The following is a 21,561-nucleotide window of genomic DNA, read 5'->3' on the forward strand; positions in this document are numbered from 1 at the left end:
CGGCCTATTTCAGATAGTCCGGGTAGCCTTGGTCGACCACGTTCCAGACCTTGATCTTGCCTGACAGGATGTCCTGCTTGGCGGTCTCCACCTTTTCGAGGATCGCGGCGGGGATCAGGTCCTTGCTGTGCTTCATCTCGGACAGCCCGACGCCGTTCTCCTTGAGGCCGAAGGTCACGGTCTGGCCGGCCGGGAACTTGTCGGCGGCATAGTCCTCGAACACGCTCTCCACCGCGACGTCGGTGCGCTTGACCATGCTGGTCAGCACGGAACCGGGCGCGATGCCGTCCTGGTCGGTGTCGACGCCGATCGCATAGTGGCCGGTCTCCTTGGCCGCCTGGATCACGCCCATGCCGGTGCCGCCCGCCACCTGGTAGACGATGTCGGCACCTTCCTCGAACATGGCCTTCGCCATCTGCAGGCCGATCGCGGGATCGCCGAAATTGTTGGAATAGGCGACCTTGACCCGGACATCGGGATTGGCCGCCTTGGCGCCCTCGATATAGCCGGCGATGAATTTGTCGATGCCGGCCGACTTGGTGCCGCCGATCACGCCGATGATGGGCTCGGCATTGATGCCCTTGATGGAGGTGTCGGTGGTCACGAGCGCGGCCAGCGTGCCGGCGAGGTAGGAGCCTTCCTGTTCCTGGAACAGGATGGAGGCGATGTTGGCGCCCTCGCGCACCTGGTTGAGGATGACGTATTTGGTGTCGGGATAGTCCTTCGCCACTTCGAGCATCGGCTCGCCGTGCGAATATTCGAGGTCGATGATCAGGCCGAAATCGGCGTCCGATGCGCGGCGCAGAATCTCGGTGGCCTGGGCCACGACATCCTTCGATTCCACCGGCTTGCCTTCGATGCCGGTTTCCTTCGCGGCCTTCTCGAAGCCGGAAAAGGCGAGATCGTTGTAGGACTGGTCGCCCAGCCCGCCCTGCGCGATGATCAGCGCGGCCGGTTTGTCAGCGGCCGTCGCCGCGGCCATCCCAAGGGCCGAGGCGAGGGCCAATGTGGCCGCGCCCTGAATCCAGTATGTCTTCATGGTTCGTCTCCTGTTGGTGGTTCCCCTGATGCCGCCGTACGAGACGGGCCTCGTAGGAATAGCGGCGGGCATCGTAGATCGCGGCGACGGCATCGAGCGGCGTGCCGTCGGCAGCGAAGGAATGTCGGGTGACGGCGACGACGACGCCGTCGCCCGTCAGCCCGAGAAGGGTGCGATCATCCGGCTCCGCGGCGCAGGCATGCAGCCTTTCGGTTGCGGTCTGAACGCTGAGCCCATGCTCGCCGAAATAGCGATAGAGCGAGAAGGTCGGAGCCCGCGCGACCTCTTCGGTGAGGCCGATTTCCTCCAGGAGCTCGGCCGACAGCACGGATTTGTGACGCGCCACCGCGATCCCGTCGACCAGGCGGAGGCGGTCGAGCAGCATCAGCGTCGTGCCGGTTTCGTAGGGCAGCCCTTCGCGCCATTCGGTCGGCTTGAAGGCGATCAGCTTGTGGCTGGCCCTGTGGCCCGCCGCCTCGACGGCCTCGGTGAAGGACAGGAGATAACCGGGCGCCCGCCGCAGCGGCGCCTCGGCGACGAAGGAGCCGCTTCCCTGCCTGCGGGTGATCAGGCCCTCGTCGACGAGCTGCTCCACCGCCTTGGCGACGGTAAAGCGGCTGACGCCCCAATCCTTGGCGAGCTGCGGCTCGCTGGGAATGCGCGCGCCGCTGTCCATGGCTCCGATGTCCTCCCGCAGCCGATCGGCGATCTGCAGGTAGAGCGGTCCGTCGCGGTCGCGGAGCTTGGATTTCATCGATCTGCCCAAAGTTGTCCAGTCAACTGTACAGCTTTTTAGCCGGTGCGCAAGTAGGCCAGAAGATGGAGATGCATGCGGACAAGGAGAGAGGCTTCGGCGTCTCGGGCGAAGGACACGCATGACGAAAAGGGCGGCAGTCCCGGCCTGGAACTGCCGCCCTTCGGGTCGAAGGCGGAACGGGTTTGGGCGCCTCAGTGCGGGGCGGCGACCTCAGCGTCGGGCATCTCGGCGGGCTTGGGCGCCTCCTTGCTGGCGATATAGGTGTAGAACATCGGCACCACGAACAGCGTGAACATCGTGCCGATAAGGATGCCGGAGAAGATCACCAGGCCCATCGAGTAGCGTGCGGCGGCACCCGCGCCGCTCGCCAGGATCAGCGGCACGACGCCGAGCGCCATGGCGGCCGTCGTCATCAGGATCGGGCGCAGCCGGACCTTTGCCGAAGCGACGATCGCCTCCCTGCGGTTCATGCCATGAGCTTCCCGCTGCTGGTTGGCGAATTCCACCAGTAGGATGCCGTGCTTGGTGATCAGCCCGATCAGGGTGATCAGGCCCACCTGCGTGTAGATGTTCAGCGTGCCGAGCCCGAGGTTGAGCGGTACGATGGCCCCGAAGATCGACAGCGGCACGGTCATCATGATGATCAGTGGATCGCGGAAGCTCTCGAATTGCGCCGCCAGCACCAGATAGATCACGATGACGGCCAGCGCGAAGGCGATGGCGATCGTGTTGCCCTGCTCCTTCTCCAGCCTGGACTGGCCGGAATAGTCGATGAAGAAGCCGGCCGGCAGGGATTGACGCGCGATGTCCTCGATCGTTGCCAGACCGTCGCCGGTGGTGACGCCGGGCACCGGCAGCGCCGAGATCGTCGCCGCGTTGAGCTGGTTGAACTGCTCGATAGCCGCCGGCGAGGCGTTGCTCGAGATCGACACCACGGCCGAGAGCGGCACCATCTCGTTGGTGACGCTGCGCACGAAGAACTCCCCCAGCTTGTGCGGGTTGTCGCGATATTCCTTCGGCACCTGCATGATGATGTCGTAGCTGTTGGAGTCGCGGTCGAACTGCGCGATCGAGCCGCCCCCGACCAGCAGGCTCAATGTCTGGCCGATATCGCGGATCGGCAGGTTGAGCGCTGCCGCCCGGTCGCGGTCTATGGTGACGGTCACCTGCGGAGCGTCGAAGGCGAGCGAGTTCTGCACGACGATGAAGCGGCCGGTGGCTTCGGCCTCGCGCTTGATCTTCTCGGCGACCTCGTAGACCTGGCTGGCATCGCCCGTCGACTGGATCACCAGCGAGATCGGCAGGCCGCCGCCCGCTCCCGGCAGGGAGGGCGGCGCGAAGACGAGCGCTTCGACGCCGGCGATATGCTTCAGCCGTTCCTGTAGATCCTGCTGGATCTCCGCCTGCGAGCGCGTCCGGTCGGCCCAGTCCTTGAAGGCCCAGACCGTGAAGGCCTGGTTGGTGGCGCCGCCGCCGAAGGCAACGGCCGAGAAGGACGAGCGCAGCTCCGGCAGGTCCTTCGTCGCCTCCATGATCTGGTCGACATAGCGGCTGGTGTAATCAGACGTTGCGTAGCGTGGCGCCGTCACCAGCGCGAACAGGGCGCCCGAATCCTCTTCCGGAGCCAGTTCGCCCGACGTCTTCATGAACAGATAGCCGCTGAGTGCGACCAGGGCCACGACGATCATCAGCGTCACCGGGCGATATTTCAGCGAGCCGGCGACCAGCCGCTCGTAGCGGTTCTCCACCCGGGTGAAGGTGCGGTCGACGAAAGCCTGGAAGCGGCTGTGCTGTCCGGACTTCAGGATGCGTGCCGACATCATCGGCGTGATGGTCAGGGCCACCACGCCCGAGAGCACCACCGCGCCGGCGAGCGTCATGGCGAACTCGCGGAACAACGAGCCGGTTAGTCCGCCGGTGAAGGCGAGCGGCGCGAACACCGCGGCGAGCGTGATGGTCATGGCGATCACCGCCGAGGAGATCTCGCGCATGCCCTTGAAGGCGGCCTGCATCGGCGACATGCCGTCCTCCTCCATATGGCGGTGGATGTTCTCCACCACCACGATGGCGTCGTCGACGACGAGGCCGATCGCCAGCACCATGGCCAGCAGCGACAGGAGGTTGATCGAATAGCCCATGGCGAAGAGCAGGAAGCAGGCGCCGACCAGCGACAGCGGGATGGTCACGATCGGCATCAGCACCGAGCGGAATGAGCCGAGGAACAGAAGGATGACCACGACCACGATGGCGACGGCTTCGCCGATCGTCTTGAACACCTCGTCGATCGACGCGCCGATCTGCTCGGTCGCGTCATAGACCATGGTGACCGTCATGCCTTCGGGCAGGCTCGCCTGAAGTGCCGGAAGCTCCTTCAGCACGGCGCCCGCCGTGTCGAGCGGGTTCGCGGCCGGCGTCGGGAAGATGCCGACGAAGGTGCCGGGCTGGCCGTTGAAATTGACGCGGCTGTCCGTGGTCTCGGCCGCCAGCTCGACTTTGGCGACGTCGCGCAGCCTGACCACATTGCCGTTCTCCGATCTGAGCGGCATCGCGCCAAAGGCTTCGGCGGTCTGCAGGGTCGATCGCACCGTGATCGAGGAGGCGACATATTCGTTCTGGGTCTTGCCCGGCGCCGAGAGGAAGTTGGAGGAGTTGATAGCGGCCATCACCTCGGCTGCGGTCATGCCGCGCGAGGCGAGCTTGATCGGATCGATCCACACGCGCATCGAATAGTTGGCGGCGCCGAGGATCTGCACCTCGGCCACGCCCTCGATGGTCGACATGCGCGGCCGGATGACGCGCTCGATATATTCGGTGAGCTGCTCCGACGTCATGTTCGGGTTCTGCATCGCCAGATACATGATGGCGAACTGCTCGCCGGTACCCTTGACGATGACTGGATCCTCGGCGTCCGTCGGCAGTTCGCCGCGCACGCCCTGGACCTTGGACATGACCTCGGTCAGCGCGACGTCGGGGTCGGAGCCGAGCTTCATCTGCACCGTCACAACGCTGGCCGACGGCCGGCTCTGCGAGGTGACGTAGTCTATGTTCTCGGTCGTGGAGACGGCCCGCGCGATCGGCGCGCTGATAAAGCCCTGGATCAGGTCGGCGCTGGCGCCCGGATAGGTCGTTGTGATGGTGATCACCGTCTCCTCGACCTCCGGATACTGGCGGACCTGCAGGTTAAAGATGCCCTGTACGCCGAGCAGCAGGATCAGGAAGCCGAGCACCGTCGACAGGACCGGGCGGCGGATGAAGATGTCGGAGAAGCTCATCGCTGGGCCGCCTGCTGGTTGGCCGGCCTGGTCGGGTCGATCGTGTTGTCGACGACGACCGGTGTGCCGTTGCTCAGTCTGTTCTGGCCTGCCGTAACGACCTGATCGCCCGGCTTGATGCCCTGGCCGACCTCGACCAGACCTTCGCTGCGGCGGCCCGGCTTGACGAAGATCTGGGCGACGGTCAGAGCAGGCTCGTCTCCCCCGGCGGGCTTGGCGTCGTCGGCAGGCTTCGCATCCGCGCCTTCGGCCGGCTTCGCCTCACCCTTTGCCTCCTCAGGAGCCGCGGCCGGCGCGTCGTCAGCCGGCTTTGCCGGACGCACGACATAGACGTAGTCGCCGTAGAGGCTGGTCACCAGCGCGGTCTGCGGCAGTGCCAGCACGCCATCCTCGGCGGGCAGTTCGACCCGCACCTGGACGAACTGGCCGGGGCTCAGCTTGCCCTCGGGGTTGGCGACCTCCGCCCGCACGGCGACGAGGCGTGTCACCGGGTCGATCTTTGGATCGATGCCGCGGATCATCCCCCTGAACGGCAGGTTGCTGTCGGCCGGGCCGAGATGCAGCTTCTGGCCGATCCTCAACAGATTCAACTGTTGTTCCGGTACCGAAAAGTCCACCCGCATCGTTTCCAGGTCCTGCAGGGTCGCAACGGTGGTCCCCGGCGAGAGATATTGTCCGAGATCGACGCGCGGAATTCCGACCGTGCCGCTGAACGGTGCCCGGAGCTGCTTCTGGTCGAGCACCGCCTGCAGCTTGTTGACCTGCGCTTCCGACGCGGTGGCCGTCGCGCGGGCCACGTCGAGCGTGACCTGCGAGCCGACGCCCCGGTCCTTAAGCTCGATGGCGCGGGCAAGCGCGGTCTGGTCGAGTGCGGCTTGCGCCTTGGTCGCGTCGAGATCGGCTTTCTCCACGCCGTCGTCGAGCTGGAGCAGCACCGCCCCCTGTTCGACCTTCTCGTTGGAGTGGAACCGGATGTCCTTGATGACCCCCGATGTCTCGACGGTCAGGTCGACGCCGCGGGCCGCACTTACCGTACCGATGGCCTCGATGCCCGGCTTCCAGGTGATCGGCTTGACCGTCGTCGTGGACACCGTCACCGGCTGGACCGGCATGTTGGCGAAGAATTGCTTGATCGCGTTGTCGCGGAAGATGTTGAACCCGACCAGGCCACCGACCACGAGAGCGAGAAGAATGAACGCAATGATGAAGCGTTTGATCATGACCGGCGCTACCTGCGATTGGGGATCCAAAAGGTGTAACTAGGGGGCCGGCCACATCGACCGAGGATCGACGATGGAGAATCCGGGAGCCGACGCCGCGTAACTGTACCGTCTGGACGGTATTGTCAATTGCTGTATATCTGGCGAACGGTCGCAGGGTGATCGCAAATTCGTGAGAATCGGTCTGCCGAACCGGGCGGACCGCGTCGAGTGTGGGGTAGATGCAAGGCAGGAAGAAGAGTGCAAGACAGAAGATCCTCGCCGCGGCGGACGAACTGTCCCGCGACCTGGGCCCGGCCAACCTGTCGCTCGATGCGGTGGCGCAACGCGCCGGCGTGTCCAAGGGCGGTCTGCTCTACCACTTCCCCAGCAAGGCGCGGCTGCTCAAGGCGCTGGTCGAACATTACATAGAAGTGTTCGACGCCAGTCTCGCAGAGACGGAGCGCGAACATGGCGGCGGGGAGAACCGGCTGGTCGAAGCCTATCTCGAACTGGTCGTCGCCGATCTGGCCCGCAAGCAGCCGCCTTCCCAGGGCGTGCTCGCCGCACTCTCCGAGAACCCGGATTTCATTACCCCGATCAAGGACTATAATCGCGTTCTGCTCGACAGGCTGAAGGCCAACGCCTCCGACGAAAACGCCGCGCTCATCGTCTTTCTGGCGCTGGAGGGGATGCGCAGCCTGAAGCTCTTCGACATGGACATGCTGACCCGGCAGGAGCGCGAGAGCGTCGTGGCCGTGCTCCACGCCGCGCTGAGATAGGTTGCGAATCGCGGCCTGCCTTGACTCTGGCAGCCTTTTCCTGTCTAAGCCGGCCCGAAATCCGCGACGAGTTCCACTCCGAGCAGCCGACCGGGACGCCCTAGAGCTACAAAACGATCCCGGAGGCCAACACCCGGCAGCGCGATGCGCCCCCGGGTGCTTTTTGGCTTTGGCGCTTGGCTTGCTGTTGGAGCTTCGGCGCGAAAGCATTACCTCTCGGTCTCGACAATGATGGCCGAGAATGAGGATGACGAATGTTTGAATCGCTGCAAGAGCGCCTTGGCTCGATCCTGAACGGCCTCACCGGCCGGGGCGCGCTGTCGGAAGCCGATGTCGCGGCCGCGCTGCGCGAGGTCCGCCGCGCGCTGCTCGAGGCCGACGTCGCGCTCGAAGTCGTGCGTTCCTTCACCGACCGCGTGCGCCAGCAGGCGGTCGGCGCCGCCGTACTGAAGTCGATCAAGCCCGGCCAGATGGTTGTCAAGATCGTCCATGACGAGCTCGTCGAGATGCTCGGCACGGAAGGCAAGACCATCGACCTCAACGCGCCTGCCCCTGTTGTCGTCATGATGGTCGGCCTCCAGGGCTCGGGCAAGACCACCACGTCGGCCAAGATCGCCAAGCGTCTGGCGGAGCGCCAGAACAAGCGCGTGCTGATGGCCTCGCTCGATACGCGCCGCCCCGCCGCGCAGGAGCAGCTGCGCCAGCTCGGCGAGCAGACCAAGGTTCCGACCCTGCCGATTATCACCGGCCAGTCCCCGGTCGAGATCGCGCGGCGCGCCGTTCAGGCGGCCAAGCTCGGCGGCCATGACGTCGTCATCCTCGACACGGCCGGCCGCACCCATATCGACGAGCCGCTGATGGCCGAGATGGCCGAAATCAAGCGGGCGTCCAACCCGCATGAGATCCTGCTGGTCGCCGATTCGCTGACCGGCCAGGACGCCGTCAACCTCGCCAGGAACTTCGATGAGCGTGTCGGCATCACCGGCCTGATCCTGACCCGCATGGACGGCGACGGTCGCGGTGGCGCGGCGCTCTCCATGCGCGCCGTCACCGGCAAGCCGATCAAGCTGATCGGCACCGGCGAGAAGATGGATGCGCTGGAGGAGTTCCATCCGAAGCGGATCGCCGACCGCATCCTCGGCATGGGCGACATCGTCAGCCTGGTCGAGAAGGCCGCCGAAACCATCGACGCGGAAAAGGCCGCGGCGATGGCCAGGAAGATGCAGTCGGGAAAGTTCGATTTGAACGACCTCGCCGATCAGCTTGGCCAGATGCAGAAGATGGGCGGCATGGGCGGGATCATGGGCATGATGCCCGGCATGGGCAAGATGAAGGATCAGCTCGCCGCCGCCGGCCTCGACGACAGGATGTTCAAGCGTCAGCTCGCCATCATATCGTCGATGACAAAGGCCGAGCGCGCCAATCCCGACATCCTCAAGCACAGCCGCAAGAAGCGCATCGCCGCCGGCTCGGGCACCGATGCGGCCGAGATCAACAAGCTGCTCAAGATGCATCGCCAGATGGCCGACATGATGAAGGCCATGGGCGGCAAGGGCAAGGGTGCGGGCATGATGCGCGGCCTGATGGGCGGGCTCGCCTCGAAGATGGGTCTCGGCGGCATGGGCGGCATGGGCGGAATGCCCGACTTGTCGAAGATGGATCCGAAGCAGCTCGAAGCTCTGCAGAAGCAGGCGGAGGCGGCCGGTCTGGGCGGCGGCCTGCCCAAGGGGCTGCCCGGTGGCCTGCCTGGCGGTCTTCCGGGCGGCGGATTGCCCGGGCTGCCCGGCGGCATGAAGCTTCCGGGGCTGGGCGGCCTGCCCGGCCTGGGCAAGAAGAAGTGAGGGGGTGAAGATGACTGAAGCCGGCGACAAGGCAAGGGCGCTCGCCGCGCTCGCGGAATATCGAGCCTCGATCGACAATATCGACGCGGCCGTCATCCACATGCTGGCCGAGCGCTTCCGCTGCACCAAGGCCGTCGGCGTGCTGAAGGCGACGCAGGGCTTGCCGCCGGCCGACCCGGCACGCGAGGCCCATCAGATCGCGCGGCTGCGTCAGCTCGCCAAGGATGCCAATCTCGACCCCGACTTCGCAGAAAAGTTCCTGAACTTCGTGATCAAGGAAGTCATCCGCCATCACGAACAGATCGCCGCCTCGAACGGCGTCACCGAAACCACCTGAATCGCAACGGATTGAACCTTTAGGAGAAAAACATGTCGCTCAAGATCCGTCTCGCCCGCGCGGGCTCCAAGAAGCGCCCGTACTATCACATCGTCGTCGCCGACGTGCGCTCGCCGCGCGACGGCCGCTTCATCGAGGCGGTCGGCTCGTGGAACCCGCTGCTGCCCAAGGACGGCGAACGCGTGAAGCTCGACGCCGACCGCGTCAAGCACTGGCTGTCGAACGGCGCGCTGCCGACCGACCGCGTGCTGCGCTTCCTCGACCAGGCGGGCATCTCCAAGCGCGACGCCCGCTCGAACCCGACCAAGGCCCTGCCCGGCAAGAAGACGCAGGAGCGTCTCGACGCCATCAAGAAGGCGCAGGAAGACGCCGCCGCCGCTCTCGCCGCCGCGGCCGCGCCGAGCGAGTGATATCGGGGTCGAACCACTTGCATTCGAAACGGCGGGCTTTGCCCGCCGTTGTCGTTTCAAGCGGCTTCTCTTGCCTGCCAGGCCGCGCGCTCCCCAGCGACCCGCCCTATTGTTCGGCGGGCGCGTCGATGAAGGCCTTGATCACTTTCGCCGATTTCTCGGGGAACTCCCAGAACATGTTGTGGCCGGCGCCCCCGAAGACCTCGAACCGCGCGTCAGGATAGGCCTTTTCAAGCTTCTCCTGATGCGTCAGGTCGAAGAGCGGATCCTGGTCGCCCCACAGCACCAGCATCGGCGCCTTGACGAGCGGCGCGATCTGCGTGAGGTCGTTGATCACCGTCCCCCACAGAACCCCGCGCCAGACCGGGATCGGGGTGGCGGCGCTCTCCGTCCGCTCGCGGGTGATGAAATCCTCGTCGACAGGGTTGGGGTTGGCGTACCAGTCCTTCATGAACTGGCTGTCCGGATCGATCGGCGCGGTCAGCGGCATGACGTTGTCCCATAGCCACGAGCCCGGACCGCCGCCGATGGCCGTGGTCGAGGAGATGAGGACGAGCTGGTCGACCTTGTCGGGATGCTGGGCGGCCAGGAGCTGCGCCGTCAGCGAGCCGAGCGAATGGCCGATCACGTCAGCCTTGGCCACGCCGACCGCATCGAGGAACAGGCTGACGTCGTCAGCGAGATCGCTATAGGCATAACAGCATGCCGGCGCATCCGACTTGCCGTGGCCGCGCAGGTCGATGGCGATCAGCCGCCGCTCCTTGAGGTAAGGCGCAATCAGGGACCAGCTCCGGCTGTTGTCGGTGTAGCCGTGGATGAGCAGGGTGGGCTTGCCGTCGGAATTGCCCATCTCGACGTAAGCGAGCGAGATGCCGTTGGCCAGCTTCACGGTCTTCTTGGCGTCCGCCCATGCGGCCTGGCCGGGGATCGGCGTCTCGGCTGCCGCGGCGTTCGTCAGGGCCGGTGGAGACGACAGCACCTGAAGCGCCATCCCCGCCGCCAGAAGAATATTACGCATCGTTTTGACCTCCGCTGGTGACAGACAAGCATTGGTCGCACCGACCGGCGGCAAGTTCAAACGTCGAATGGCGGTCCGGCCGCCGCCGGTTCCTGCCCGCTCCACGATGTGACGCAACGGTGACAGGCGGCTTAAGCGCTTGGTAAGATGCGCTCCGCTAGCTTCCCTTCGCGACAGTGCATTGCCGATACGGCGTGCAGGCATGATGCCCGACTGTCGGGCCGGCCAGCGCGGCATCTCCATGGAAGTTTCGGGCCGTTCGCGGCACCGAGGCCGGGCTTGCCGGCATCGCGCCTCCGCCCGGGCCGGAATTCGGATTGCTGTCGCATGCCTACCTCTATCGGACCCTTGTCATCAGAAGTCTTCGCCGGCGGCGAGCCGGCGTCGGCAAGTCCGGCCCTCGAGCCGGCGATCGCGGTCGAGACCGAGTTCGACGACGTGCGGTTGATGCTGCGTCGCTGGCAGGCGGCCCGGGTCGGCGACGCGTTGCCGCCCTATGAGGAGATGACGCTCGGCAGCATCGGCCGCTTCGCGGACGAAGTCGCCGTCATCCGCCGCGATGGCGATGCGAACCACTGCGTGCTGCGCGCCGGTCAGCGGTTCCGGACCGTGGTCGGTCTCAGGCACAGTTCGCAGAGCCTCGGCGAACTGCCCCATGTCTTCACGCTTTCGATCGGCTCGGCGATAGACCAGGCGCGCTCCGCCCGCGAGCCGCGTCTCGCCGTCTGCCGTTGGCTCGTCGACGGCAAGGTCTCCACGATCGAAATCATCGCGCTGCCGCTTTCCTGCCGCTGGCCCGGAGAATATTTCCTGCTGTTCCTGCGGCCGCGGAAGAGCCAGTTCAATCTGGCGAAACTGCTCATCAATTCCACCCAGGAAGGCATCGTCGCGTTGAGCCCGATCGAATTGGCCGCCGGCACGTCCGAAGATTTCTGCATTCTGAGCATCAATGAGGCGGCGGCCCGTTTCCTCGGCTCCACCGTCGATACCCTGCAGTTCACGCTTTTGTCCGACGCGCTTCGCAGGATCGGGATCAGGGAGAACCCCGCCGTCCTGGCGCGGGCTGTCGCGGGCGGCCGCCTGACGAATTTCGAGCTCGCCTATGAACTCGCCGGAAGCAGCATGGTCCTGCAGGTCGGCGTGGCGGTCGCCGACGGCGTGCTGGCCGTCACGCTGACCGACGTGCGCGACCTCAAGGCCCGCGAGACACTGTTCCGCTCGCTGTTCCACGATAATCCGGCTCCGATGTATGTCAGGGCGCGCGGCGCCTCCGGCTTTCTCGACGTCAACGAGGCGGCACTGCGTCTCTACGGCCACGCGCGGTCCGACTTCCTTGCGCGGGCTCTCGCCGATATTCGCATCGACGGCGCCGAGGACCGCGAAAGCGTGTCGCGCCACCGCACCGCCGACGGCCGCATCATCGACGTCATAGAATATGCCCGCGAGATCATGGTCGACGGCGCGCCCGCGGTGTTGTCGACCATCGTCGACATCACCGAGCGCAAGCGCACCGAGGCGCATGTGACCTATCTCGCCCATCACGACCCGCTGACCGGCATCTCGAACCGCACCGTGTTCACGCGCGAACTCGAACGGGCTGCGGGCGGACTGGCCCGCGACAACCGCGGCTTCGGCGTGATCCTGGTCGACCTCGACGACTTCAAGACGGTCAACGACACGCTCGGCCACGCGGCGGGCGATGCGCTGCTGATCGAGGCCGCCACGCGCCTGCGCAATCTGGTGCGCCGGAGCGACGTGGTCGCGCGGCTCGGCGGTGACGAGTTCGCGATCCTCCTGCCCGATGCCGGCACGAGGCGCGAGGCCGAAGGCCTCGCAACCAGGATCCTCCACGAGCTTGCCTCGATCCAGCGGATCGAGGGAGCGGCGGTGTCGGTGGGTGCAAGCATCGGCGTGGCGCTGGCGCCCGACGATGCGGTCGACACCGAGGAGCTGCTGCGCTGCGCCGACCTGGCGCTCTATCGCGCCAAGGAATCCGGCCGAGGCACATTCCGCTTTTTCGAACGCGAGATGGACCGGCAGCACCGCGAACGCCGCGCCCTGGAGATGGAGTTGCGCGCCGCCCGGATCGAGAGCGAATTCGAGGTCCATTATCAGCCGATCGTCGCGGTCAAGACCGGCCGGCTGCGCGGTTTCGAGGCCTTGCTGCGCTGGCGCAACCCTCGCCGCGGCCTGGTTTCGCCGGCCGATTTCATCCCGATCGCCGAGGAGACGGGCATGATCGACGACATCGGCCGCTGGGTCCTGCTCGAGGCTTGCCGCCAGGCCGCTGCCTGGCCCGCGCCTCTGGTCGTGGCGGTCAATGTCTCGCCCGTGCAGTTCCGCAAGGGGGAGCTGGTCGACACCGTCGACATGGCGCTCGCCCTCACGGGGCTCGAGCCCGGGCGGCTCGAGATCGAGATCACCGAAACGGTGCTGCTCGCCGACACCAGCGCCAATCTGGCGACCCTCAGCCAGCTCCGGGGCCGCGGCGTGCGTGTCGCCCTCGACGATTTCGGCACGGGCTACTCCAGCCTGAGCTATGTCAGGCGCTTCCCGTTCAACCGGCTGAAGATCGACCGTTCCTTCGTGCGCGAGATCGACGAAAGCCCCGAATCGCTTGCCATCGTGCGCGCCATCATCGGCCTCGGCGCCAGCCTGGGCATCGACACGACCGCGGAAGGGGTGGAGACGGTGGCGCAACTCGAGGCGTTGCGAAACGAGAATTGCGGTGAGCTGCAGGGATATCTGTTCAGTCCGCCGGTGGCACGCGACGATGTCGCAGGCATCATCGGAGCGTTTTTCGACGACGTATCGTTGGTCGCGTGAAGACTGCCGATCTCCGGGGCAGCAATCGGCTAAGGAAAATCACCAACCCCCGGCGCCTCATGCACATTTTGCAGGGTGATCGCCTTGTCTTTGCCGCACTCTGCCGCGACGCAGGGTGGAACAATCGGCTATGAGGGGCGCATGGACCAGTCGATCTATCTCGTGACGCTGGTGGGCACGGCCCTTGTCCTTGCCGCCGCGTTTTCGAGCCTGATCGCCTTCCGTTTCGGCGCACCGCTTTTGCTCCTCTTCCTCGGTATCGGTCTGGCGACCGGCACCGACGGGCTCGGCATCGAATTCGACAATGCCAGCTTCGCCTATTTCGTCGGCTCGCTCGCGCTCGCCGTGATCCTGTTCGACTCCGGCTTCGGAACGCCGGTCGCCGCCTTGCGCCAGGCGTCGCTGCCCGCCTTATCCCTTGCCACTTTCGGCGTCGTCATCACGACCCTGGCTTTCGGTGTTGCCGCCTACTATCTGACCGACCTCAACTGGCTGGAGTCGTTCCTGCTCGGCTCGGCCGTGGCGTCGACGGATGCGGCCGCCGTGTTCTTCCTTCTTCGCGCCGGCAACCTGCACATACGCGACCGCGTGCGCTCCACCCTCGAGATCGAATCCGGCAGCAACGATCCGATCGCCATCTTTCTCACCATCACGCTCGTGGAAGTCATCGCCATCGGCGCCGATCCGGAAGCCGAGGTGCTGCTGCTCGATATCCTCGCCGGTTTCGTCATGCAGATGGGCATCGGCGCCGCGGTCGGCTTCCTGGGCGGCATGGCGATCGTCCGCCTGGTCGAGTGGCTCAACCTCGACCAGGGTCTGCTGCCGATCTTCGTGCTGACGCTGTCGCTGCTCGTCTTCGCCGGCGCCGGCGCTATCGGCGGCTCCGGTTTCCTGGCAGTCTATGTCGCCGGCCTCGTCGCCGGAAACTCGCAGATCCGCGCCGTCACCACGCTGAAACGTTTCCAGGACGGCATGAGCTGGCTCGCCCAGATCATCATGTTTCTGGTGCTCGGCCTGTTCGCCACTCCGTCGCAGTTCGGGTCGATCCTGCTGCCGGCGATCGTGCTCGGCTTGTTCCTGATCCTGGTCGCCAGGCCGATGGCGGTCTGGCTCTGCCTCTTTCCGTTCAGCTACCCGCGCAACGAGACCGCTTTCATCTCCTGGGTCGGGCTACGCGGCGCGGTATCCATCCTTCTGGCGATCACGCCCCTGCTCGGCGGATTGGAGCACGGGCGGATGATCTTCAACACGGCCTTCATCATCGTGCTCGTATCTCTCGTCGTGCAGGGCTGGACGATCGGCCCGGTCGCCCGGCGCCTCGGTCTCATTGTGCCGGCGCGGCTCGGGCCGCTGAACAAGGTCGAGCTCGAGCTGCCCGGCTCGGCGCATCACGAGCTGCTCGCCTATACCGTGGTCCCCGGCAGTCCGGTGGCGCGGGGCCAGCGCATCCCAAGATGGGCGCGGCCGTCGCTGGTGGTGCGCGAGGGCCGCTCCATGCGTTTCCAGGATATGGGGCGCCTCGCCGCCGGCGATCATGTCTATATCTTCGTTCCTGACCGTTATCCCCGCTTGCTCGACCGGCTCTTCGCCAGCCGAGCCGAGGTCGATCCCGAGGACGAGGATTTCTTCGGCGCCTTCGCCATCGATCCGGCCCGGCCCGCCGAAGAGCTGACAGCCGCCTATGGCCCTGAATTGACGGAAGCCGAGCGCAAGCTCACCATCGAGGGGCTCATCAAGGAGCGGCTCGGCGGCCGGGCGGAATATGGCGACCGTGTCTCGCTCGGGCCGATCGAGTTGATCGTGCGCGACGTCGACGACAAGGGCCGCGTCACTGCGATCGGCCTGTCGGTCGAGCCCGCGGCCCCGCCGCCGGCGGTGCCGTTCTACCTCAGCGCGTCCGAGGCGCGCGACCGCCTGTGGGAGCTCTTTTCCCGCCTGCGCAAAAGGGCCCCGCGCAAATCGCAGCCGGCAAAGGACGATGCTTGATACCGATGGTCGACAGAGCGTTGGAGCGCGCGACCGCGTGGCCCACGACCGCTGGTGAGGCCTCCATCATTCTTTCTTGCATCGCGGGGCCACCGCGTTAAGGTCCCGCGGATTTCTCCAGCCAGTTCTCAAGAAGAGGGATGACGCGATGGCAGGGTTCAGGACGCTCGACGCGATCGGCGATGTGAAGGGCAAGCGCGTGCTCGTCCGGGTCGATCTCAACGTCCCGGTCGCCGACGGCAAGGTCACCGACGCGACCCGAATCGAGCGCGTGGCGCCGACCATTACCGAGCTCGCCGACAAGGGCGCCAGGGTCGTCCTGCTCGCCCATTTCGGCCGGCCGAAGGACGGGCCGGCGCCGGAATTCTCGCTGGAGCCGATCGCGCGGGCCACGTCCGAGGTCATCGACCGTCCCGTCGACTTCGCGGCCGACTGCATCGGGGACAAGGCGGCTGCCGCCGTCGGCGCCTTGAAGGACGGCGAGATCCTGCTGCTCGAGAACACCCGCTTCCACAAGGGCGAGGAGAAGAACGATCCGGCCTTCACTGAGGCGCTCGCCGTCAATGGCGACATCTTCGTCAACGACGCCTTCTCGGCCGCGCATCGCGCCCATGCCTCGACCGAAGGCCTGGCCAGGCTTCTGCCGGCCTGCGCGGGCCGCACGATGCAGGCCGAGCTCGAGGCGCTGGAGCAAGGACTCGGCAGCCCGGTGCGCCCTGTTGTCGCCATCGTCGGCGGGGCGAAGGTCTCGACCAAGATCGACCTCCTGATGAACCTGGTGAAGAAGGTCGATGCGCTGGTCATCGGCGGCGGCATGGCCAACACCTTTCTTGCTGCGCGCGGCACGTCCGTCGGCAAGTCGCTCTGCGAGCACGATCTCGCCCGCACCGCCAGGCAGATCATGATCGAGGCGGCGACCGCGGGCTGCGCCATCATCCTGCCGTCCGACGCCGTGATAGCCCGGGAATTCAAGGCGGGTGCGGCCAACGAGGTGGTGCCGGTCGACAAGGTGCCCGAGGATGCGATGATCCTCGATGTCGGGCCGAAGACGATCGAAACCGTCACGCAGTGGATCGACCGGGCCAGGACCGTGGTGTGGAACGGGCCGCTCGGCGCCTTCGAGATCGAGCCCTTCGACAAGGCGACGGTGTCGGCCGCGCGGCATGCGGCACAGCGTACGCGCGAGGGCACGCTGGTGTCGGTCGCCGGTGGCGGCGACACGGTTGCCGCGCTCAACCACGCCGGTGTCGCCGACGACTTCACCTATGTCTCGACGGCCGGCGGCGCTTTCCTGGAATGGATGGAGGGCAAGGAATTGCCTGGTGTCGAGGTGTTGAAAGCATAAACTCCGGCTCCACGGTGCCAGTCTTGGATCACTCGAATCGATTGTAATTCTTTCAATCGATTCGACTGTTCGCGCGGCATTTCGTCCGCAATTCTGTTCTGCTATGCGCCTGATGGACGCTGAAACAGGAGAAGAAGATGAGCGAACGTCTTGAAGACATCGCCGCGGCGATGGTTGCCGACGGCAAGGGCATTCTGGCGGCCGACGAAAGCTCCGGAACGATCAAGAAGCGCTTCGACGCGATCGGCGTGGAATCGACCGCCGACAACCGCCGCGACTATCGCGAGATGCTGTTCCGCGCCACCGACGCCATGAAGAACAACATCTCCGGCGTCATCCTCTATGACGAGACGATCCGCCAGAAGGCCGCCGACGGCACGCCGCTGGTCGATCTGATCAAGGCCACGGGCGCTATCCCCGGCATCAAGGTCGACCAGGGCGCCAAGCCCCTGGCCGGTTTCCCCGGCGACACCGTCACCGAAGGTCTCGACGGCCTGCGCGAGCGTCTCGCCGAATATTATGGTCTCGGCGCGCGCTTCGCCAAATGGCGGGCAGTGATCGACATCGACGTCGGCGCCAACGTGCCCTCGGCCACCTCGATCGCCGCCAACTGCCATGCGCTGGCCCGCTATGCCGCGCTCTGCCAGGAAGCGAAGATCGTGCCGATCGTCGAGCCGGAGGTGCTGATGGATGGCGCCCACGACATCGACACCTGCTACGACGTCACAAGGGCGACGCTGATGAAGCTCTACGAAGAGCTCTACGCCGCCCGCGTCGTGCTCGAAGGCACGGTACTGAAGCCCAACATGATCATATCGGGCAAGAAGTCGGGCAAGAAGGACAGCCCCGAGCAAGTGGCCGAGAAGACCATCCGCGTCTTCCGCGAGACGGTCCCGGTCGCTGTGCCCGGCATCGCCTTCCTGTCGGGCGGCCAGTCCGACGAGGAGGCGACCGCCAACCTCAACGCCATCAACGCCATCGGCCCGCATCCCTGGAAGCTGACCTTCTCCTATGGCCGCGCCCTGCAGGCCGCACCGCAGAAGGCCTGGTCGGGCAAGGCCGAGAATGTGCCTGCCGGGCAGCGCGCTTTCGCGCACCGCGCGCAAATGAACGGCCTGGCCGCGCTCGGCAAGTGGCAGGAGAGCCTCGAAAAGGCCGCCTGATCGCCTCCGAATGTTTCGAAAGAGAAAGCCCCGCACCGCCGGGGCTTTTTCTTTAGCGGTACCAGCCCTATGAAACCGCTATGTTCCGTTTGTCTGGAATCCTAACTTGGCTGGCTTTCCCCGCCTATGTCTGGCAGGGGCTCGGCGTCCGCCGCCGCACCGAGCGCATGCTGCCGGCCGAAGGGCCGGTGATGCACCAGGTCGAAGGCGACGAGCCACCGCTGTCATTGCTGGTACTGGGTGATTCGTCCGCCGCCTCGGTCGGTATCGGCCGGTCGGAGGATGGGCTCGCCCATCAGCTCTCGCTGATTCTTGTTGAACGCACCGGCCGCGCCGTGCGCTGGCGCGCAGCCGGATTCAACTCCGCCACCGCCGGGCAGATCCGCGACCACGTCCTGCCAAATCTTTCTGCCGATCCCTGGACCCATATCGTGCTGTCGGTCGGCACAAACGACACCAAGAATTTCCACACCGTGTCGCGTTTCAAGAAAGAATTTGGCGGATTGCTCTATGCGTTGCGCGCCAAATGGCCGGAAGCGCGGGTGGTCTGGTCGCCGGTGGTGGAGTTCACCCGCGTCCCGGCCTTGCCGCCGCTGCTCGGACGCATCCTTGAGATCCGTGCCGGCGAGATCAACCGCATGGGCGCGCGGCTGTGCCATGAACGCGGCGCCGTGCCGGCCTCGCGGCTGCCAATCCTCGATCCGCAGGCCGGCTTCTCGACCGATGGTTTCCACGCTTCGGCAGCCGGTTATCGCGCCTGGGCCGAGCACATAGCGGATCTCGTCTTGGCCGAACGTCTGGAGTAAGACGCCGGCTCTGCCGGGCAACACCTCGGTCTACCAGCGGTCGATGAAATCGACTGCTGGAGCGCGCGACCGCGTGGCCCACGCCTGTTGGCGCGAAAGCTACCGCATCGGCCCGAAAATCGTGCACGATTTTCGGAAAGCACGATGCGTTGGCTCAAAGTGCTGGAGCGTCCTTTGCGCGTCCAAACGGACGCGCGGCGCTTCAATCGGCCCGGATGGGCCGCGCCGGCGTCTGAAGCCCACGCTATTGAGCGTGGCTGAGGATGACGGTCAGCGAAATCGCGCCGAGCGCCAATACGGCGAGTTTCCAGAAATCGCGGCGCTGCCTGAGACCTGGCAGGCCGAGCGGCTTGATCAGCTGCACGGCCATCAACGCGAGGATAAGCAGGGAAAGGGCCTTGGTCATGAGGCCATTGAGCAGGCCGGCTCGCTCCTGTCAAAGCGGAGATGAGGAATTTCGCACGACGGGCTCGTCATAAAGTCAGATGGACGCGCGCGGGGGGAGGTGGCTAAAACGGCATAGAGCGCCGCGCGTCCACTTGGACGCGCAAAGGACGCTCTATAGCTTTGGGTCGACGCATCGTGCTTTCCGAAAATCGCATACGATTTTCGGGCCGATGCGGTAGACGAATGCCGCTTGGGCCAATGTTCCTGGGGAGGGTGACATCATGGCGTCCCGCTATCACGAAGTTTATGCCGGCTGGCAAAGCGATCCGGAAGGTTTCTGGGCGAAGGCGGCGGAGGATATCGACTGGTTCCGGCGCTGGGACAAGGTCTTCGACGCGCCGGCCGGCGTCTATGGGCACTGGTTCGCCGGTGCCGAATGCAACACCTGCTTCAACGCCGTCGATCGTCATGTCGAGGGCGGCCGCGCCGATCAGATCGCGCTGGTCCATGACAGTGCCGTCACCGGCACCATGACGCGTTTCACCTATGCCGAGCTGAAGGCCGAGATCGTGGCGCTCGCCGCGGTGTTGGCCAAGCTCGGCGTGGAGAAGGGTGACCGCGTCATCATCTATATGCCCATGGTGGCGGAGGCCGCGATCGCCATGCTGGCCTGCGCCCGGCTCGGTGCCGTGCATTCGGTCGTGTTCGGCGGCTTTGCCGCCAAGGAGCTCGCCACCCGCATCGACGATGCCCGCCCGAAGCTCATCATCTCCGCGTCCTGCGGCCTGGAGCCCGGCCGGGTGGTCGCCTACAAACCCCTGCTCGACGGCGCCATCGACCTCGCCGGCCACAAACCCGCCAGCTGCCTCATCCTGCAGCGGCCGCAGCTTGCCTGCGACACTGTCCCCGGCCGCGACATCGACTATGCCGATGCGGTGAGCGCGGCCAAGGCCTCCGGAACCGACGTGCCATGCGTGCCCGTTGCCGCGACCGATCCGCTTTACGTGCTCTATACGTCGGGAACGACCGGCCAGCCAAAGGGTGTGGTGCGCGACAATGGCGGGCATATGGTGGCGCTCAAATGGTCGATGCAGAACGAATTCGGCGTCGCACCGGGCGAGGTGTTCTGGGCCGCGTCCGATGTCGGCTGGGTGGTCGGCCATTCCTATATCGTCTATGCCCCGCTCCTGCATGGCTGCACCACGATCCTGTTCGAGGGCAAGCCGGTCGGCACGCCCGATGCCGGCACCTTTTGGCGGGTGATCGCCGACCATGGCGTAGTGGCCCTGTTCACCGCGCCGACCGCATTCCGCGCCATCAAGAAGGAAGACCCCAAGGGCGAGTTCGTCAGCAAACATGATCTGTCCCGGTTCCGCACTCTCTTCCTGGCGGGCGAACGGGCCGACCCCGAAACCATCAGATGGGCCGAGCAGAAGCTCGGCGTGCCCGTGATCGATCATTGGTGGCAGACGGAGACTGGCCACCCGATCAGCCAGAATCCGGTAGGGCTCGGCATGTTGCCTGTGAAATACGGTTCGCCCTGCGTGCCGATGCCCGGTTTCGATGTGCGGGTGCTCGACGATGCCGGCCATGAGGTGGCGCGCAATACACTCGGCAATGTCGTCCTGAAGTTGCCTTTGCCGCCCGGCTGCCTGCCCACTCTGTGGAATGCCGACAAGCGGTTCCACGACGCCTATCTCGCGGAGTTCCCCGGCTACTACAAGACCGCGGATGCCGGCTATGTCGATGACGACGGTTATCTCTTCATCATGGCGCGCACCGACGACATCATCAATGTCGCCGGGCACCGCCTGTCGACCGGGGCGATGGAGGAGGTGCTGGCCGAGCATCCCGATGTCGCCGAATGCGCGGTCATCGGTATCGCCGATGCGATGAAGGGGCAGATCCCCTGCGGCTTCGTGGTGCTGAACTCAGGCGTGACGCGCGACATCGCCGAAATCGAGCGCGAAGTGGTGGCCTTGGTGCGCGAGCGAATCGGTCCCGTCGCCGCGTTCAAGCTGGTGGTGACGATCAAGCGGCTGCCGAAGACCCGATCGGGCAAGATCCTGCGCGGTACCATGCAGAAGATCGCCGACAAGGAGGCTTGGGCGATGCCGGCCACCATCGACGATCCGGCTATTCTCGACGAGATCACGCAGGCCTTGGCTACGCGCGGCATCGGCGTCTGATCCGCGCCGGCCCTGCCCTCTCCAGCCTGTCCGGGCTTCATTTGGTTAACGGGCCTGCTTTCCTGTCCGCCTGGTATGTCGTTGTAGGGATTCGTGTTTTCGGGCTGGTTTTGGGGTTTGGATGGAAACTGGTCGGGTTACGAAGGGTTAAGGGGGTATCGTCGCAAAAAGTTCAAAAAAGGGAGAAATGGTTGTTGACAGTCT

General features: G+C 65.5%; 16 protein-coding genes. 10 read left to right on the plus strand and 6 right to left on the minus strand.

Annotated elements, in window-relative coordinates; all coding sequences use genetic code 11:
- Positions 1 to 4: 4 nt before the first annotated feature.
- From JN302_RS06165 to JN302_RS06180, 4 genes are all read right to left on the minus strand, one after another.
- Complete coding sequence (locus JN302_RS06165) at positions 5 to 1,039, minus strand: BMP family lipoprotein (protein WP_202332317.1); 1,035 nt, start codon at positions 1,037 to 1,039, stop codon at positions 5 to 7.
- On the minus strand, positions 960 to 1,793 hold the full coding sequence (locus JN302_RS06170; RefSeq protein WP_202332318.1) for a GntR family transcriptional regulator: 834 nt from the start codon (positions 1,791 to 1,793) through the stop codon (positions 960 to 962). The genes JN302_RS06165 and JN302_RS06170 overlap by 80 nt, the downstream gene beginning before the upstream one ends.
- A 194-nt stretch (positions 1,794 to 1,987) precedes the next feature.
- Complete coding sequence (locus tag JN302_RS06175; RefSeq protein WP_202332319.1) at positions 1,988 to 5,068, minus strand: efflux RND transporter permease subunit; 3,081 nt, start codon at positions 5,066 to 5,068, stop codon at positions 1,988 to 1,990.
- Positions 5,065 to 6,288 (minus strand): efflux RND transporter periplasmic adaptor subunit, encoded by a 1,224-nt coding sequence (locus tag JN302_RS06180; RefSeq protein WP_202332320.1) that lies wholly within the window; start codon positions 6,286 to 6,288, stop codon positions 5,065 to 5,067. The genes JN302_RS06175 and JN302_RS06180 overlap by 4 nt, the downstream gene beginning before the upstream one ends.
- 221 nt (positions 6,289 to 6,509) lie before the next feature.
- On the opposite strand from JN302_RS06180, the gene JN302_RS06185 reads away from it, so the two are divergent.
- The 4 genes from JN302_RS06185 (at position 6,510) to rpsP (ending at position 9,637) form a co-directional block, all read left to right on the plus strand.
- Positions 6,510 to 7,049, plus strand: coding sequence for a TetR/AcrR family transcriptional regulator (locus tag JN302_RS06185; protein WP_202332321.1), 540 nt, complete (start codon positions 6,510 to 6,512; stop codon positions 7,047 to 7,049).
- 254 nt (positions 7,050 to 7,303) lie between these two features.
- A complete protein-coding gene (ffh, locus tag JN302_RS06190) occupies positions 7,304 to 8,890 on the plus strand; it encodes a signal recognition particle protein (RefSeq protein ID WP_202332322.1) in 1,587 nt (528 codons plus the stop codon).
- A 10-nt stretch (positions 8,891 to 8,900) separates the two neighbouring features.
- A complete protein-coding gene (locus tag JN302_RS06195; RefSeq protein ID WP_202310772.1) occupies positions 8,901 to 9,227 on the plus strand; it encodes a chorismate mutase in 327 nt (108 codons plus the stop codon).
- Between the two features lie 32 nt (positions 9,228 to 9,259).
- Positions 9,260 to 9,637, plus strand: coding sequence for a 30S ribosomal protein S16 (gene rpsP / locus JN302_RS06200; protein WP_202310773.1), 378 nt, complete (start codon positions 9,260 to 9,262; stop codon positions 9,635 to 9,637).
- A gap of 106 nt (positions 9,638 to 9,743) precedes the next feature.
- On the opposite strand, the gene JN302_RS06205 is transcribed toward rpsP, so the two are convergent.
- Entirely contained in the window at positions 9,744 to 10,655 is a 912-nt protein-coding gene (locus JN302_RS06205; protein ID WP_202310775.1) for an alpha/beta fold hydrolase, read from the minus strand.
- A gap of 327 nt (positions 10,656 to 10,982) precedes the next feature.
- On the opposite strand from JN302_RS06205, the gene JN302_RS06210 reads away from it, so the two are divergent.
- The 5 genes from JN302_RS06210 to JN302_RS06230 all read left to right on the plus strand — a co-directional run bounded on the left by JN302_RS06210 (position 10,983) and on the right by JN302_RS06230 (position 18,781).
- Entirely contained in the window at positions 10,983 to 13,481 is a 2,499-nt protein-coding gene (locus JN302_RS06210; RefSeq protein WP_202332323.1) for a putative bifunctional diguanylate cyclase/phosphodiesterase, read from the plus strand.
- Between the two features lie 141 nt (positions 13,482 to 13,622).
- Positions 13,623 to 15,467 carry a potassium/proton antiporter gene (locus JN302_RS06215; protein WP_202332324.1) on the plus strand — a complete coding sequence of 615 codons (1,845 nt, stop codon included), beginning with the start codon at positions 13,623 to 13,625 and terminating at the stop codon, positions 15,465 to 15,467.
- 148 nt (positions 15,468 to 15,615) lie between these two features.
- Positions 15,616 to 16,812 (plus strand): phosphoglycerate kinase, encoded by a 1,197-nt coding sequence (locus JN302_RS06220; protein ID WP_202332325.1) that lies wholly within the window; start codon positions 15,616 to 15,618, stop codon positions 16,810 to 16,812.
- Between the two features lie 137 nt (positions 16,813 to 16,949).
- Positions 16,950 to 17,975 (plus strand): class I fructose-bisphosphate aldolase, encoded by a 1,026-nt coding sequence (locus JN302_RS06225; RefSeq protein ID WP_202310779.1) that lies wholly within the window; start codon positions 16,950 to 16,952, stop codon positions 17,973 to 17,975.
- An 80-nt stretch (positions 17,976 to 18,055) separates the two neighbouring features.
- On the plus strand, positions 18,056 to 18,781 hold the full coding sequence (locus JN302_RS06230; RefSeq protein WP_202332326.1) for an SGNH/GDSL hydrolase family protein: 726 nt from the start codon (positions 18,056 to 18,058) through the stop codon (positions 18,779 to 18,781).
- 244 nt (positions 18,782 to 19,025) lie between these two features.
- Here JN302_RS06230 and JN302_RS06235 read toward each other — a convergent pair whose 3' ends face one another.
- The gene (locus JN302_RS06235) at positions 19,026 to 19,187 is read right to left on the minus strand and encodes a hypothetical protein (protein ID WP_202310781.1); all 162 of its coding nucleotides are present in this window, start codon (positions 19,185 to 19,187) and stop codon (positions 19,026 to 19,028) included.
- Between the two features lie 262 nt (positions 19,188 to 19,449).
- Here JN302_RS06235 and JN302_RS06240 point away from each other — a divergent pair, with 262 nt between their 5' ends.
- The gene (locus JN302_RS06240; protein WP_202332327.1) at positions 19,450 to 21,357 is read left to right on the plus strand and encodes a propionyl-CoA synthetase; all 1,908 of its coding nucleotides are present in this window, start codon (positions 19,450 to 19,452) and stop codon (positions 21,355 to 21,357) included.
- Positions 21,358 to 21,561 lie beyond the last annotated feature (204 nt).

Origin of the sequence: Mesorhizobium sp. L-8-3, from assembly GCF_016756615.1 — a bacterium.
In the GTDB taxonomy this organism is placed as follows: domain Bacteria; phylum Pseudomonadota; class Alphaproteobacteria; order Rhizobiales; family Rhizobiaceae.

Coding starts and splice junctions, on each gene's coding strand:
- JN302_RS06165 (WP_202332317.1), bottom strand. CDS start 1,039: ATGAAGACATACTGGATTCAGGGCGCGGCCACATTGGCCCTCGCCTCG.
- JN302_RS06170 (WP_202332318.1), bottom strand. CDS start 1,793: ATGAAATCCAAGCTCCGCGACCGCGACGGACCGCTCTACCTGCAGATC.
- JN302_RS06175 (WP_202332319.1), bottom strand. CDS start 5,068: ATGAGCTTCTCCGACATCTTCATCCGCCGCCCGGTCCTGTCGACGGTG.
- JN302_RS06180 (WP_202332320.1), bottom strand. CDS start 6,288: ATGATCAAACGCTTCATCATTGCGTTCATTCTTCTCGCTCTCGTGGTC.
- JN302_RS06185 (WP_202332321.1), top strand. CDS start 6,510: ATGCAAGGCAGGAAGAAGAGTGCAAGACAGAAGATCCTCGCCGCGGCG.
- ffh (WP_202332322.1), top strand. CDS start 7,304: ATGTTTGAATCGCTGCAAGAGCGCCTTGGCTCGATCCTGAACGGCCTC.
- JN302_RS06195 (WP_202310772.1), top strand. CDS start 8,901: ATGACTGAAGCCGGCGACAAGGCAAGGGCGCTCGCCGCGCTCGCGGAA.
- rpsP (WP_202310773.1), top strand. CDS start 9,260: ATGTCGCTCAAGATCCGTCTCGCCCGCGCGGGCTCCAAGAAGCGCCCG.
- JN302_RS06205 (WP_202310775.1), bottom strand. CDS start 10,655: ATGCGTAATATTCTTCTGGCGGCGGGGATGGCGCTTCAGGTGCTGTCG.
- JN302_RS06210 (WP_202332323.1), top strand. CDS start 10,983: ATGCCTACCTCTATCGGACCCTTGTCATCAGAAGTCTTCGCCGGCGGC.
- JN302_RS06215 (WP_202332324.1), top strand. CDS start 13,623: ATGGACCAGTCGATCTATCTCGTGACGCTGGTGGGCACGGCCCTTGTC.
- JN302_RS06220 (WP_202332325.1), top strand. CDS start 15,616: ATGGCAGGGTTCAGGACGCTCGACGCGATCGGCGATGTGAAGGGCAAG.
- JN302_RS06225 (WP_202310779.1), top strand. CDS start 16,950: ATGAGCGAACGTCTTGAAGACATCGCCGCGGCGATGGTTGCCGACGGC.
- JN302_RS06230 (WP_202332326.1), top strand. CDS start 18,056: ATGTTCCGTTTGTCTGGAATCCTAACTTGGCTGGCTTTCCCCGCCTAT.
- JN302_RS06235 (WP_202310781.1), bottom strand. CDS start 19,187: ATGACCAAGGCCCTTTCCCTGCTTATCCTCGCGTTGATGGCCGTGCAG.
- JN302_RS06240 (WP_202332327.1), top strand. CDS start 19,450: ATGGCGTCCCGCTATCACGAAGTTTATGCCGGCTGGCAAAGCGATCCG.